This window comes from Pseudoruminococcus sp., assembly GCF_047012705.1.
Lineage (GTDB): Bacteria > Bacillota > Clostridia > Oscillospirales > Acutalibacteraceae > Pseudoruminococcus.
This window is the reverse complement of sequence record NZ_JBKXNW010000001.1, coordinates 82,016-95,790: the sequence shown is the minus strand read 5'-3', so window position 1 is coordinate 95,790 and position 13,775 is coordinate 82,016. Positions and strand designations below refer to the sequence as shown.

Annotated in this window: 13 protein-coding genes; 10 read left to right on the top strand and 3 right to left on the bottom strand. The window is 36.1% G+C overall.

Features of this window, described 5'->3' with window-relative positions; translation table 11 throughout:
- Positions 1-190 precede the first annotated feature (190 nt).
- The 7 genes from ACLU24_RS00425 (at position 191) to ACLU24_RS00395 (ending at position 7,824) form a co-directional block, all read left to right on the top strand.
- A complete protein-coding gene (locus ACLU24_RS00425; RefSeq protein ID WP_412609303.1) occupies positions 191-1,759 on the top strand; it encodes a leucine-rich repeat domain-containing protein in 1,569 nt (522 codons plus the stop codon).
- A 158-nt stretch (positions 1,760-1,917) separates the two neighbouring features.
- On the top strand, positions 1,918-2,742 hold the full coding sequence (locus ACLU24_RS00420; protein WP_412609300.1) for a GDSL-type esterase/lipase family protein: 825 nt from the start codon (positions 1,918-1,920) through the stop codon (positions 2,740-2,742).
- A 35-nt stretch (positions 2,743-2,777) separates the two neighbouring features.
- The gene (locus ACLU24_RS00415) at positions 2,778-3,359 is read left to right on the top strand and encodes a DUF4358 domain-containing protein (RefSeq protein ID WP_412609297.1); all 582 of its coding nucleotides are present in this window, start codon (positions 2,778-2,780) and stop codon (positions 3,357-3,359) included.
- 35 nt (positions 3,360-3,394) lie between these two features.
- The gene (locus ACLU24_RS00410; protein ID WP_412609295.1) at positions 3,395-4,792 is read left to right on the top strand and encodes an MBOAT family O-acyltransferase; all 1,398 of its coding nucleotides are present in this window, start codon (positions 3,395-3,397) and stop codon (positions 4,790-4,792) included.
- Between the two features lie 10 nt (positions 4,793-4,802).
- Positions 4,803-5,942: a DHHW family protein gene (locus ACLU24_RS00405; RefSeq protein WP_412609293.1), complete on the top strand. Its 1,140-nt coding sequence runs from the start codon at positions 4,803-4,805 to the stop codon at positions 5,940-5,942.
- Between the two features lie 12 nt (positions 5,943-5,954).
- Positions 5,955-6,983, top strand: coding sequence for a tRNA preQ1(34) S-adenosylmethionine ribosyltransferase-isomerase QueA (gene queA / locus ACLU24_RS00400; protein ID WP_412609291.1), 1,029 nt, complete (start codon positions 5,955-5,957; stop codon positions 6,981-6,983).
- A 16-nt stretch (positions 6,984-6,999) separates the two neighbouring features.
- Positions 7,000-7,824 (top strand): hypothetical protein, encoded by an 825-nt coding sequence (locus ACLU24_RS00395; protein ID WP_412609288.1) that lies wholly within the window; start codon positions 7,000-7,002, stop codon positions 7,822-7,824.
- A 148-nt stretch (positions 7,825-7,972) separates the two neighbouring features.
- Here ACLU24_RS00395 and ACLU24_RS00390 read toward each other — a convergent pair whose 3' ends face one another.
- Together ACLU24_RS00390 and acpP are read right to left on the bottom strand one after the other, a co-directional pair.
- On the bottom strand, positions 7,973-8,632 hold the full coding sequence (locus ACLU24_RS00390) for a nitroreductase family protein (RefSeq protein WP_412609286.1): 660 nt from the start codon (positions 8,630-8,632) through the stop codon (positions 7,973-7,975).
- A 507-nt stretch (positions 8,633-9,139) separates the two neighbouring features.
- A complete protein-coding gene (acpP, locus tag ACLU24_RS00385; RefSeq protein ID WP_022265257.1) occupies positions 9,140-9,367 on the bottom strand; it encodes an acyl carrier protein in 228 nt (75 codons plus the stop codon).
- A 266-nt stretch (positions 9,368-9,633) separates the two neighbouring features.
- Between acpP and ACLU24_RS00380 the strand changes: the two genes are divergently transcribed.
- From ACLU24_RS00380 to ACLU24_RS00370, 3 genes are all read left to right on the top strand, one after another.
- Positions 9,634-10,476, top strand: coding sequence for a shikimate dehydrogenase family protein (locus tag ACLU24_RS00380; RefSeq protein ID WP_412609283.1), 843 nt, complete (start codon positions 9,634-9,636; stop codon positions 10,474-10,476).
- A 20-nt stretch (positions 10,477-10,496) separates the two neighbouring features.
- Positions 10,497-11,003 (top strand): shikimate kinase, encoded by a 507-nt coding sequence (locus ACLU24_RS00375; RefSeq protein ID WP_412609280.1) that lies wholly within the window; start codon positions 10,497-10,499, stop codon positions 11,001-11,003.
- 126 nt (positions 11,004-11,129) lie between these two features.
- Positions 11,130-11,537 (top strand): C-GCAxxG-C-C family protein, encoded by a 408-nt coding sequence (locus ACLU24_RS00370; protein WP_412609277.1) that lies wholly within the window; start codon positions 11,130-11,132, stop codon positions 11,535-11,537.
- 324 nt (positions 11,538-11,861) lie between these two features.
- Here ACLU24_RS00370 and ACLU24_RS00365 read toward each other — a convergent pair whose 3' ends face one another.
- Positions 11,862-13,631 carry a Na/Pi cotransporter family protein gene (locus ACLU24_RS00365; protein ID WP_412609274.1) on the bottom strand — a complete coding sequence of 590 codons (1,770 nt, stop codon included), beginning with the start codon at positions 13,629-13,631 and terminating at the stop codon, positions 11,862-11,864.
- Positions 13,632-13,775: the final 144 nt, after the last annotated feature.

Here is a 13,775-nt window from a genome sequence, read left to right as displayed (position 1 = left end):
AAGAGGGGTTCTTATTTGATGACAAATATTCTTATATATCATTGCCCTGAAAGGGAATTATTGTATAAGTGTAAAAATTCATTTCTGAATTGTTTCTATTCCTTGCGGATAGCGTCGAAATGTGCTATTATAATGACTAATGAAAGACTTAATAGATAAATGTGTTTAGTATAAAGGAATGATTAAAATAATGAGAAAATCTAAACGGGCTTTTTCATTTGCTTTGGCTTTTTCCTTGCTTGTTTCGTTGGCGGTATATGCCCCTGTAGCATTTGCTGATAGCTCAAGCAGTAATGAAGCCTTTGAATATGAGGTTAATAAGGATGGCGAAAGTATAACTATAACTTCTTATCGTGGACTTGGCGGAAGTGTAAAAATTCCGTCGGATATAGACGGTAAGGAAGTTACAGGTATAGGTAAGGCGGCTTTTGCTTCGTGCTCGCAGATTGAAGTGCTTTCTATACCTGTAAGTGTTGATAAAATTGACGAACTTGCTTTTTCAGGTTGTTCTAAAATAAAGGAAATTTCTATACCTGATGAAGTTACGGAAATTGGAAAAATGGCTTTTGCAAACTGCACAAGCCTTGAGATTGTTAATTTTGGGGATAAGCTACAAAAGGTTGGAGATTATGCTTTTATGGGCTGCGTTTCGCTTAATAAGCTGATTTTGCCTGATAATACTGAAAATGTAGGTCAGTATGCTTTTTATAATTGTAAATCTCTCGAAAAACTTGGCGAACTTCCGAATATTAAAACTATAGGGGGTCATGCCTTTGAAAATACAGCATGGATAAATAATTATAAAGATGATTATATTATACTTGGCGACGGAGTGCTTATAAGCTATCGTGGTAAGGCGGAAAACCTTACTTTACAGGAAAATATAAAGACGGTTGGGGCGAGTGCTTTTCTTGATAATAAAACTGTAAAAAATCTTAAAATAACCAAGAATACAAAGACGATTCAAGAGGGAGCATTTGAAAGTTCCGCGTTAGAAACTGCCGACCTTTCAGCCTCTGGAGTAAGTATTGCTGACAAAGCTTTTTCGGATTGTACTCAGCTTAAAGAAGTTAAATTTTCGGATAGTACATCTAAGATAGGTAAAAACGCTTTTAAAAATTGCGTTTTATTGAAAAGTATAAGCTTGCCAAAATCTTTGAAAACTGTTGAAAGTAATGCTTTTAATGCATGTTCATCACTTAAAAATATAAATCTTGGAAGTGGTGTTACAGTAATTGAAGAGAAAGCTTTTGAAAATTGTATAGCATTAGGTATGATTGAGATTCCTGAGAATGTTAGCAAAATTGAAGATGATGCTTTTGACAACTGCATAAGTCTTACAAGGCTTGTTATAAAAGGAGGACCTAAGATAGGGTCGGCTTTCTCCAGTTGTGATAATCTTGAAGAGGCTGCATTTTATGTCGGAACTGTTTCTATAAAAGATGATGCTTTTAAGAATTCAAAAAATCTTACAATTTATGCAAATAGCGGAAGTAATGCCGAAAAATTTGCTGATGAAAAGCATTTTGAATGTAAACGACTTTCAGATTTTGAGAAAAAATCATATGTATATAAGGGTATGCTTAAAGTTGACGAAGAGGAAGGCTTTTCCGGTGGATATACATTTATTGTGATTTTGATAATTGTCGTTGACTGTGTTATTGCTTTTTCGGTTAGTGCTTATGTACTTTTAAAAGGACCCGGAAAAAAGAGTATGCGTCATGTTAAAAAATCAGAAAGCAGACACTCAGCAAAATGATTTTGCTAATTACAATATTGTAATGAAATATATGTAGAGATTTGTTGACAATTATATGTAATGAGTCTAACATAATAAGAGGTTTGTGAAATACTACGATGGTAGCTTTTATATAGTTTTTGTGGTATTAACAAACCTTTTAATTTTGGAGGTAAGGTATGAAGCGTATAGGAATTTTACTTATAATAACAGCTTTGGCAACAGCCATTATTTTTAGTGCTTGTGGAGAAAATAGCTCGAAAACATCGTCTAATAAGTCTGAAAGTTCTACTGTGAAAAATTCAAGTTCTGAGGTTTCAAAGCAGGCGTCTAAAGACAATGAATCTTCTAAAGATACATCAAAAACTTCAGAAAAATCTACCGAATCTAAGACTGGGGTGGAGGCAAGCTGGTTTGATGATGCAGTATTTGTGGGAGATAGCGTAACGCTTAAATTGTCATATTATGCGGATAATGGCTCTCTTGGAAAGGCGGAGTTTCTCTGTGCAGGAAGCTTAGGCTATGGTGCGGCACTGCAGGATATAGACGCTGAGGGAAATGTTCACCCTACATATGAGGGAGAAAAGTATACTGTTGATGACGGTATAAAAATGCTTGGCTCAAAAAAGGTCTTTATTATGTTTGGCATGAATGATATAGGTCTTTATGGCATAGATGATACTATTAAAAATATGAAAACTTTGACTTCGAGAATTAAAGAAAAGAGTCCTGATGTTGAAATTTATATTCAGTCTGTAACTCCTATGTTGGAGAGTATGCAGTTAAAAGATTTGAACAATAAGTCCATTGATGAGTTTAATACTAAGCTTAAAGCAGAAGCTGAAAAGCTTGGATATAAATATCTTGATGTTGCCTCTGTTATGAAAGATGAAAAGGGAAATTTGATTTCAGAATATTGCAGTGACCCTGAGGCTATGGGAATACATTTCTCTGATGATGGCTGCAAGGCTTGGGTTGAATATTTGAAACAGAATGTTGAGTAATTGTTATGATTTATGAAAAAGAGAGGATTTTGAAAATGAAAAAGGTTTTTGCAGTAATTTTATCGGCTATGATAGTTATGTCACTTGCTGCTTGTGGGAATTCAGATAGTGGAGTAAATTCAAAAGTAGAAAGTTCGTCTTCTTCGGCAAGCACAGAAAGTTCAAAAGTTGAATCAAATCAGATTGAATCTAAAAATGAAAGTTCAAATACTTCAAATACTGAAAGTTCTGTTTTAAAAACTGCTCTTAAAAAGGTAAAAGCAGAAGTAGAGCTTCCAAGCGATATGGCTGATTTTGACGCAAGGAGATTAAAGCGTGTTTTCGGAATAACTGATGAACAAGCAGAAGATTTTTCTGGTGCAATATGTACCGACGGTCTTAGACAAGACGAATTTATATATGTTAAGGCTAAAGATGAGGCTACTGCAAAGGAAGTTGCTGATAAGCTTCAAAATGACTGGCAGTCAAAGTATAATGTTATAAAGAACTACGACCCAGACCAAGTTAAAATTATTGAGAGTGCAAAGGTTGAAACAAATGGTCTTTATGTTTCTCTTGTAATATCTGAAAAAGCAGATCAGATTAAGCAAATTTATAATGACGCTATTGGAGCTTGATTTTGAGTGTTAGAGAAATGCGGTGATGGTTCGATTTGGTTTTTTCAAGCTTAATATTTTTATTTGTATTCTTGCCGTTTGTATTGGCGGTTTATTATATCACCCCGAGAAGATTCAGAAATCTAACGCTTTTTATAGTAGATTTAGTCTTTTATGCGTGGGGTGAACCTTGGCTTGTTATACTTATGCTGTTTTCAATATTGCTGAATTATACATCCGGTATATTGATAGGCGTAAATAGAGAGAAAAAGGGTTTAACAAAATTTATTTTTATACTATCGGTAATATTAAATCTTGGCTTGCTTGGTTTCTTTAAATATGCAGGATTTATAGGAGAAACGCTTAATATGGTTATGCCGTTTCTCAATATTCCGATTTTGGAGATTGCCTTGCCTATCGGAATTTCGTTTTATACATTTCAGACTATGTCCTATACGATTGATGTATATAAAAACACCGTAAAGGTGCAAAAGAATATTATTACCTTTGGTACATATGTATCGCTTTTTCCGCAGCTTATTGCCGGTCCGATAGTAAGATATGAAGATGTTGCTGAACAGCTTATGCACCGAAAGGAAACACTTCAAGACTTTACAGATGGAGTTAAATTATTTTTAATTGGTTTATCTAAAAAGGTTTTACTTGCAAATGAAATGGGCAATCTTTGGGACGCTGTTCGTGAGAGCGGTACGCAAAGCGGTGCGTTAGGTTCTTGGGTTGGAATAATCGCATATACATTTCAGATATACTTTGATTTCTGCGGATATTCAGAAATGGCAATGGGACTTGGCAAGATGTTCGGTTTTGACTTCCTGAAAAACTTCGATTATCCGTATATTTCAAAGAGTGTTACAGAGTTCTGGAGGAGATGGCATATTTCACTCGGAACTTGGTTCAGAGAATATGTTTATATTCCGCTCGGTGGCAACAGAAAAGGACTTTCCAGACAGATTATAAATATAGCTGTGGTGTGGTTCTTGACGGGCTTATGGCATGGTGCAAGCTGGAATTTTATCTTATGGGGACTTTATTTCGGAGTATTACTTATGATAGAAAAACTCTTTATGTTGAAAGTTCTGAAAAAAGCTCCTGCCATTATTTCACATATCTATTCGATAATAATAATAATATTTGGTTGGGTGCTTTTCTATTTTGAAAATCTTAATGAGATGGGAGTATTTCTTGCAAGAATGTTTGGCTCCGACGGCTTTATGATGTCGGGTGATATTTCTGTAAAGATTATTTCGTATATTCCTTTACTTATAGTTGCGGCTATAACTTCTACTCCGCTTATAAGTAAGCTTTATCATAAAATTAAGAGCAAGCCTATTATTTATGTGATTGATAATGCCGGTTGTGTTCTTGCTTTATTATTATGTACGGCGGCTCTTGTAAGCAGTGATTACAATCCATTCTTATACTATAAATTCTAAGTGATGTGTTATGAAAATAAAAAACATTATTAAATATTTGCCGACAGTGATTTTCTGCGGATTTATCTTTGCTTTTGCGATATTTTATTTTGTATTGCCAAAATCAAATTATTCCGCTCAGGAAAAAAGAAAACTTTCAGATTTCCCTGAATTTACAGTAGAAAAACTTGCTGACGGAACTTTTCAAAGTGGAATAGATGATTACCTCTCTGACCATATGACCGCAAGAAACTTTTTTGTCGGTTTCAGTGCAGGATATGAACTTGTTACAGGCAGAAACGGCTCTAAGGGAATCTATCTTGGCAGTGACGGTTATTTATTCCCTAAGCCAACCAAAGACAGCGAGATACTTTCTCAAAATGCCGAATATATCAATGAATATGCTGAGTATTCGAGCATACCTGTATATATGACGGTTATTCCGTCAACGGGATATATAAACAGCGATAAATTGCCGTTTGACCACGAAGAATATAAGGATAACGAGCTGATTTCTTCATTTAAGAACAAGCTAAGTGAGAATATCAAGTTTATTGACGTAACAGAGGATTTTAAGGAAAAAGCTAAGTCTGAACAGCTTTATTACAAAACAGACCATCACTGGACAAGCAAGGGTGCGTTTGAATGTTATAAGCTTTTAGGAAATGCTATGGACTATGAACCTGTTGATGAAAGTGAATTTTCTGTTGAAACGATTGATGGCTTTTACGGAACTTCATATTCCAAAAGTGCTTTATGGACTCTTTCTCCTGATAAGATAGAGCTTTGGAGCAGGAAAAATCAGCCGAACGATTCCGTTAGCGTTGAAATTTCGGACGGCGGAGAGGTTATAAGTTCTGATAGTTATTTCTTTCGTGAACAGCTTAAAAATGATGACAAATACCCTGTTTTCCTTGATGGAAATCACAGTCTTGTGAAAATTAAGAACAGTAATGCAAAAGGCGGAAAGTTGATTGTTGTTAAGGATTCATATGCACACGCAGCAGTACCTTTTTTATCGCAGAATTACAGCGAGATAATTATGGTAGACTTGCGTTATTATAAAAAAGATGTTTCAGCACTTGCTGAGGACGAAAAAGCAGATGCAATTCTGCTGCTTTATTCAATAGATAATCTTGCAACAGACAAAAATCTTGCATATTTATATTAAGAGGTTTTGAGTATGAAAACAAGCGATTTTTATTATGATTTACCTGAAGAATTGATTGCACAAACTCCATTAGAGCCGAGGGATAGTTCTCGACTTATGGTTTTGCATAAAAAGACAGGAAAAATTGAGCATAAGCATTTTTATGATATTATTGATTATCTGAATGAGGGCGATTGCCTTATTATGAATGATTCAAGGGTATTGCCGGCGAGAATTTACGGAGTTAAGGACGAAACTAACGCAAATGTTGAATTCTTGCTTTTGAATTGCGTTGAAGGCAAAAAATGGGAAGCTCTTGCAAAGCCTGGAAAGCGTGCTAAGATTGGTACAAGCTTTAGCTTTGGCGATGGTCTTATGCGTTGTAAGGTTGTTGATATACTTGATGACGGTAATAGAATACTTGAATTTGAGTGTGAGGGCAGTTTCTACGAGAATCTTGACAAGCTTGGTCAGATGCCTTTACCGCCATATATCCACGAAAAGCTCAAGGATAAGGAACGCTATCAGACTGTTTATAGCCGAGAAATAGGTTCTGCTGCTGCGCCGACAGCGGGTTTGCACTTCACAAAGGAACTTATGAAAAAAGCGGAGGAAAAGGGCGTTAAAATTGGTTTTGTTACACTTCATGTAGGTTTGGGAACATTCCGTCCTGTAAAGGTTGACGATGTAACAAAGCACAAAATGCATTCAGAACATTATGAGATGAGCGAAGAAACGGCTAATCTCATTAACGAAACCCATAAGAATGGTGGCAGAGTTTTTTGCGTTGGTACTACAAGCTGTAGAACTGTTGAATCTGTTGCAAAGCGTGAGGGTGAAATTAAGGCAAGTGACGGTATGACGGATATTTTTATATATCCCGGTTTTGAATTTAAGGCTATGGATTGCCTTATTACAAATTTCCATTTGCCTGAAAGCACTTTAATTATGCTTGTTTCAGCTTTTGCAGGCTATGATAACATTATGAATGCGTATAACACCGCTGTTGCTGAAAAATACAGATTTTTTAGCTTTGGTGATGCTATGCTTATTGTTGATTGATTGCAGAGGTGATATAATGGTATTTCTTTATGCTTCAACAACGATTGTTTATTATTTGCTATTGGTTCTAACGGCCACAGCCTTAGCTTTTAGTGTAACTACTAATGAAAGCTCTATTTTTATTATTTCTATTGTAATAGTGATTGTGGCAATTTTTGGACTTGTAATAACAAGTAAGTTTGCAAGTAGTAAATATAAAAAGTCACTTTGTAAGCTTAATTATGATGTGCATGGCTATCTTGACGAACAGTATAAATTTCTTAACAAATTGTTTATAAGCAAAAATGTTAGAAATACTATAAACTTAAATATTGCAAGCGGCTATATGAACAATGAACAATATAATGATGCACTTGATATTTTTTCTCAATTTGCAGCGGACGGTTATCAGGGCTTGAGCCTTGATATGAGGTTTTTGGTTTTTATGAAACAGACAGAATGTTACATAAATTTAAACAGATTTGATATGGTATCTTCATATATTAATAATGGTGAAATGATACTTCGTACAGCGAGATTTCCTGCAAATATATATTATGAATTGAATTTATTACTTGAATATACTGTTGCAGAATATAATTTAAAATTAAACCCTAATCAGCAGAATGCACAGGAACTTATAAATCGAATAAATGCTGTTTTAAATAATAACTTAACAAAAAATGGGTTTAAATCTATTTTGATGAGATACCAGCTTGGTGCTTTATATATGCTTACCGGGGATACAAATAGTGCGGACAGTGAGTTTTATAATATCTTACAGACTGGCTCGATGCTTCCTTGCGTCAACAGAATTAAAGCGTATAATCAAACTGGTGATATGAGTGTACTGAAAATATAACATTATAAAGCAAAATGCAGACTGCCGAAATACAGTCTGCATTTTTTGTATTTTTATTTTATTAGAGGAAAGAAGGAATTTTGTTTGTTCATTATTATATACGAACGAACTTTAAAAAATCCACGCAAAAAATAAAATTTTTGGAAAATTATTTTTTAATACTAAGCCCTGAACCAACCTCAAAGTGATAAGTTACTATGCCGAGGTCAATTTTTGTTAGTGTGCCTTTTAATGCTTGAAGTTTAAGAGCTTTGCCATCAAAGATGAAAAGGAATTTTTGCTGATTCATTGCTGTTGGTGCGAGCATTGCACAATGCATACCCTTTTCAAACCATTTTGGAGCGTTGCCTTCTATTTTGCAAAGTTCTTCCATAGGCTTACTTTTGTGCGGTACGCCTTGAGTTTCGCCATAGCCTATTGCAATGACACAGACAAGCTTTTCTCCACTATTTATTGTACAAGCACATTTTCTTCTTTTATATGTTCCTGCTACCCAACAGGTATTAAGTCCCATTTGCTGAGCCTTTAATACGAGTCTTTCTCCATAATAGCCGACATGTTCCTCTAAATTGGCAGTTTTAGGGCCTACAAGGGCTATGTAATTCTTTACATTATTAAACTTGCCATAATGTGCCATAAAGCCTGTGAACGCCTTTGGTTCGTTCAGAATGAGCTGAATATTGAGGTTGCCGAGCTTATTGCATTTTTCTATTTCACTGTTAAGCTCTTCAATCTTTTCAGGTTCGATTTCTTTATCTTGATAGCTTCTTACTGCGTGACGCTCTTCTATCGCTTGTATAATATCCATTTTCAGATACTCCTTAAATTATAAAATAATAATATATTTTAATGTAAGCTTGATTATAACTTTTAATCAACATTTGTCTTTCAGGGAACCCCCTGCGAGGCTTCCCTACGAAAAACATTCCACTGGGATGTTTTTCTACCCTCCTGCGCTTTGAGGAGCATAAAAAGTTTTGCTCTCCGCGTAGAGCGACCAAAGGCTCTGCCTTTGGAAACTGCAAGCCTTTGAGAAGGCTTGCAGCGAAATTTTTAAGTGTCTTTTGGGAGTGCATTAGCTAATCGTAGGGGCGAACTGTGTTCTCCCGTTCGGTAGTTTCCTCGACCGCGTCAATAAACTGCTCTTGCAAGTGTCGAGCGAGACTTGCGAGAGCGATTCCGCGTCTTGTCCTGTACGGTCACGCACCGCGTCTTAAAAGTGGAGGCACTCCGCCTTGAGCGAAACTTTTTAATTTTATAAACAAAAACGACTGCCACAGTTTTTTCGTAGCAGTCGTAAATTTGCTTTTTCAGATTAAGAATTAGCTTCGATATATTTTACGAGATCGCCAACAGTCTTAATGTTCTCGATTTCTTCATCAGGAACTTCGATTTCGAACTCGTCTTCGATAGACATAAGAAGGTCAACAACATCAAGTGAATCTGCACCTAAATCATCAGCGATTGTTGTTTCAGGTGTAATCTTATCCTCCTCATAATCAAACTGCTCTGCAAGGATAGCCTTTACTTTTTCGAGTACCATTTGAACTCCTCCTAATAAAAATATGATTTCAAGAAAATTGCGGTATTATATCTTTTAGTTGTAGACAACCACGAATTTCGTGGTATAATAACAATTAAGAAAAACACCGACTTAAAAATCTTTCTTACACAAATAATATTATTGGTAAATCTGCACTTTGTCAATAGTTAATTTGCTTTTTTTTAATTATTTCAAAATTATCTGTAAATTTTGTGTAATTTTATGGATTTAGTGTAGGCTTTTACCAACAAAAAGGAGCTGTTATTATGAGCGAAAGAAAATTTGCAGTTATAGGACATCCGATAGGACACACAATGTCACCATTTATACATAAAAGACTTTTTGAACTATCGGGAATTGGCGGGGATTATTCTGTCTATGATATAGCACCTGAAGAATTGTCTTCTAAATATTCTGAACTTAGAGCTTTAGATGGATATAATATTACTATTCCACATAAGCAGGCTATTATTCCTTTTATTGATAAGCTTGATAAGAAAGCACAGCTTTACGGTTCTGTAAATACTGTTAAGAACGGCGAAATTGCTGAAGGCTATACGACTGACCCCGATGGTTTTCTTATGGCTCTGAAGGCTGCGAAAATCCCATTAGAAAAGAGTGTAGTAATTCTTGGCTGTGGTGGTGTTGCAAGAACATTTGCATATGAGGCTGCTATGGCAGGTTGTAATACAGTTATTGCAGTGCGTCCTGATGACCTTCCTGTTGCGGCATCGCTTGCAGGTGAGCTTAAAACAAAAATCTATAAGGCGTATGTAAGCACATGCCTTATAAATCGTTTAAAGGGCGATTTCGACTTACTCATAAACGCTACGCCACTTGGTATGTACCCTAATGTTGACAATATGGCACCTACTCCTGAGCTTCTTGCAAGATGTGAAAATGTTTTTGATGCAGTTTATAATCCACTCGAAACAAAGCTTATAAAGATGGCTCGTGCTAATGGCTCAAAAACCCTCGGCGGTATGTCTATGCTCGTATGGCAGGCGGTAAGAGCTCACGAAATTTGGGATAATGTGAGCTATAAAGACGAGGATATAGCACAGCTTATTGAGGATAGTGCAAAGGAAGTTACTAAGCTTTTTAGCTGATATATCAAAAAGGATTGGTAATGATGAACTGTAATATAATTTTATGCGGATTTATGGGAAGTGGAAAAAGCACTGTCGGACTTTTACTTGCCAAAAAACTTGGAATGTCATTTATAGACCTTGATACATATATAGAGAAAAAAGAGGGAATGACAGTTTCTAAGATTTTTGAAAAATATGGAGAACAATATTTTCGCAAGCTTGAAAAGGAATCTGCAAAAGAACTTGCTGAAAAAAATGGTTTAGTTATTGCGGCAGGTGGCGGAACTCTTGTTGATAAAGAAAATGCAGATACATTCAGAACAAGTGGAAAAATTGTTTTACTTGATTTGCCTGTAGAGGTTATTGCGGAGCGTTTAAAAGGAGATAATTCTCGTCCGCTATTACAACGTACAGACAAAGACAAGGCTATGCGTGAACTTTATGAGAAGCGTATGCCACTTTATAAATCTGCGGCTGATATAACGATTAATGCCGCTGCTGCACCGCTTATCGTTTGTGGCAGAATTATCGACGCTATCGGCTGAGTTGATTATTCAGTAAAATTTATGCCGATATACTACCAAATAGATGAATTCATTTTTGAGATTTTTATAAAATTATGGGCGAACAAAATTCGCCCATAATTTTATATTTATTAAGAGGTGTTTAGTATGAACAGAATTGAAAAAGCTAAGGAAAATCATAAAAATGGTTATAATTGCAGTCAGGCTGTTGCTTGTGCATTTTGTGACGAAGTTGGTATTGATGAAAAGACAATGTTTGCACTCACAGAAGGCTTTGGTTTAGGTCTTGGCGATATGCAGGGAACTTGTGGGGCTATTTCCGGTGCAGCTATAATACTTAGTATGAAAAATAGTTGTGCTAATCCACAAGAACCTATAAGCAAGGGTGCAACATATAAAATTATAAGAAAACTGACTTCAAGATTCAGAGAAAAGAATGGTTCAGAGCTATGTCACGAATTGAAAGGCTCTAATAATAATGGTGTTCCGCTTCGTGAATGTCGTGGTTGTGTTGAAGATGCAGCTACTATTCTTGAGGAAATTCTTGCGGAATAAATATATTATTGTAGGGGATTGTAGGGGCGAATTGTGGTAATTACTTCGACTATGGCGACAATCTTGCCTTATTTATTACAAGTGGAACTTGTAGAGTAATTTTGCGTTTTGGCAACGGAGGCACTTCACAACCCCTGCGTTTAGAAAAGTATAAAGCATTTCGCTGTCCGCAGACGGCGACTAAAGGCTTTGTCTTTGGAAACTACAAGCTTTTGAAAAAGCTTGAGCAAAACTTTAAAGTTTTTTGTCAGGGGATTCTCAGCAATAAAAATAGGAACGATTCAATTACGAATCGTTCCCATTTCATTTTATATAAGTTTTTAATCAGGTTGCCTTAGTATTGCTTTTTGGAAGAGCATATTTATTTTCATATTCCTGAAAATACTTTACAAAATCTGAATCAGAGCCTGTCTTGATTTCGTGTAAATACTCGTGTGTATCAAATGCAGCCTTATCAATCTCAATAACACAAACTGCTATATTAGAGCAATGGTCTGAAATTCGTTCGTAGTTTGTGATGAGATCCTGAAGAATAAAGCCAAGCTCAATAGTACAGCGACCTTCACGAAGTCGTCTGATGTGGCGGATTTTAAGTTCCGCTTTAAGCTCGTCAATAACTTCCTCAAGAGGCTCTACCATATGCGCAGTTGTTACATTTGAGTTTTCAAAAGAGTCCATAGTTTTTGTTACAATTTCTTTTATCGCATCTGAAAGAATACCGATTTCTTCCTGAGCCTTGTCCGAGAAAGAAAGTTTCTTTTCGTCCATTTCTTTGGCAACACCTAAGATATTTACTGCGTGGTCACCAATTCTTTCAATATCGCCGATTGCATGAAGTATCTTAGAAATTTCATTGCTATCCTTAATTGTAAGGCTCTTACTACTCAGCTTGACGAGATATGTTCCGAGGACATCTTCATACATATCAATCTTATTCTCATTTTCGGTGATTTCATTATCATCTTTTTGAGAATAATGACCGATTTGTGACATAGCGAGGAAGAGATTTTTCTTTGAAAGCTCTGCCATTTTGTTTGTCATATTTTTGCACTGCTCAACAGCGAATGACGGTGCATTGAGGAAACGCTCATCAATAAATGGCATATCGTCATCATCGCCCTTATCAGGGATTGTGAGCGTAGCAAGCTTGCCAAGCTGTTTTGCGAAAGGCAAAAGAAGGGCAGTAGATGCGAGGTTAAAAAGGGAATGTACAAGAGCAATATCTGCAGGGGTTGTAGCCTGATTGATGAATCCAAAATGGAATATTGCATTTGCAATATAGAAAAGAGAAAGCCATACGATTGTGCCTATAATATTAAAGTATAGATGAACAAAGGCTGTGCGTTTTGCGTTCTTATTTGCACCTATGCATGAAATAAGGGTTGTTGCACAAGTACCTATGTTTTGTCCCATTATAATAGGTATAGCCGAGGCAAAGGATATTGCACCGGTTACGGTAAGAGCTTGCAGAATACCGACAGAGGCTGACGAGCTTTGAATAATAGCCGTCAACAAAGCACCTGCGATAACGCCGAAGAATGGGTTTTCAAACATTGTGAGGAAGCTTGCAAACTCAGGAATTTCAGCGAGTGGCTTAACAGCGTCACTCATAGTTTCCATACCAAACATAAGAATGGCAAAACCTACGAGAATGTTACCCACATCACGCTTTTTTCCTTCCTTACATAGCATAATAAGGATAATACCTATAACAGCTATGATAGGCGAAAAGCTTTCGGGCTTAAGTAGTTTCATTAAAAGACTGTCACCCTGTATGCCTGTGAGGCTTAGAATCCACGCCGTAATGGTTGTACCGACATTTGCACCCATAATTATTCCGATAGCTTGTGAGAGCTTCATAATTCCTGAGTTGACAAAGCCGACAGCCATAACAGTTGTTGCAGACGAGGATTGAATGATGCAGGTTACACCCGCACCGAGAAGAACTCCCTTGATGGTGTTATTGGTCAGTTTTTCAAGAATTCTTTCGAGCTTACCGCCAGAGAGTTTCTCTAAGTTGTCGCCCATAAAATTCATTCCGAAAAGGAAAAACGCCAATCCGCCGAACAAAGTAAAAATTGACAGAATGTCCATAATACCTCTCCTAATTTTCAGTTTTAACGAGGGAATTTTTACGCTTTTATTATATAGGTCTTACCTGAGAATTACCTAAAAAAATAAAAGTAAAAATTAGATAAAAATGCTACAACATATTCATTATTACATAAATTTCTTGAA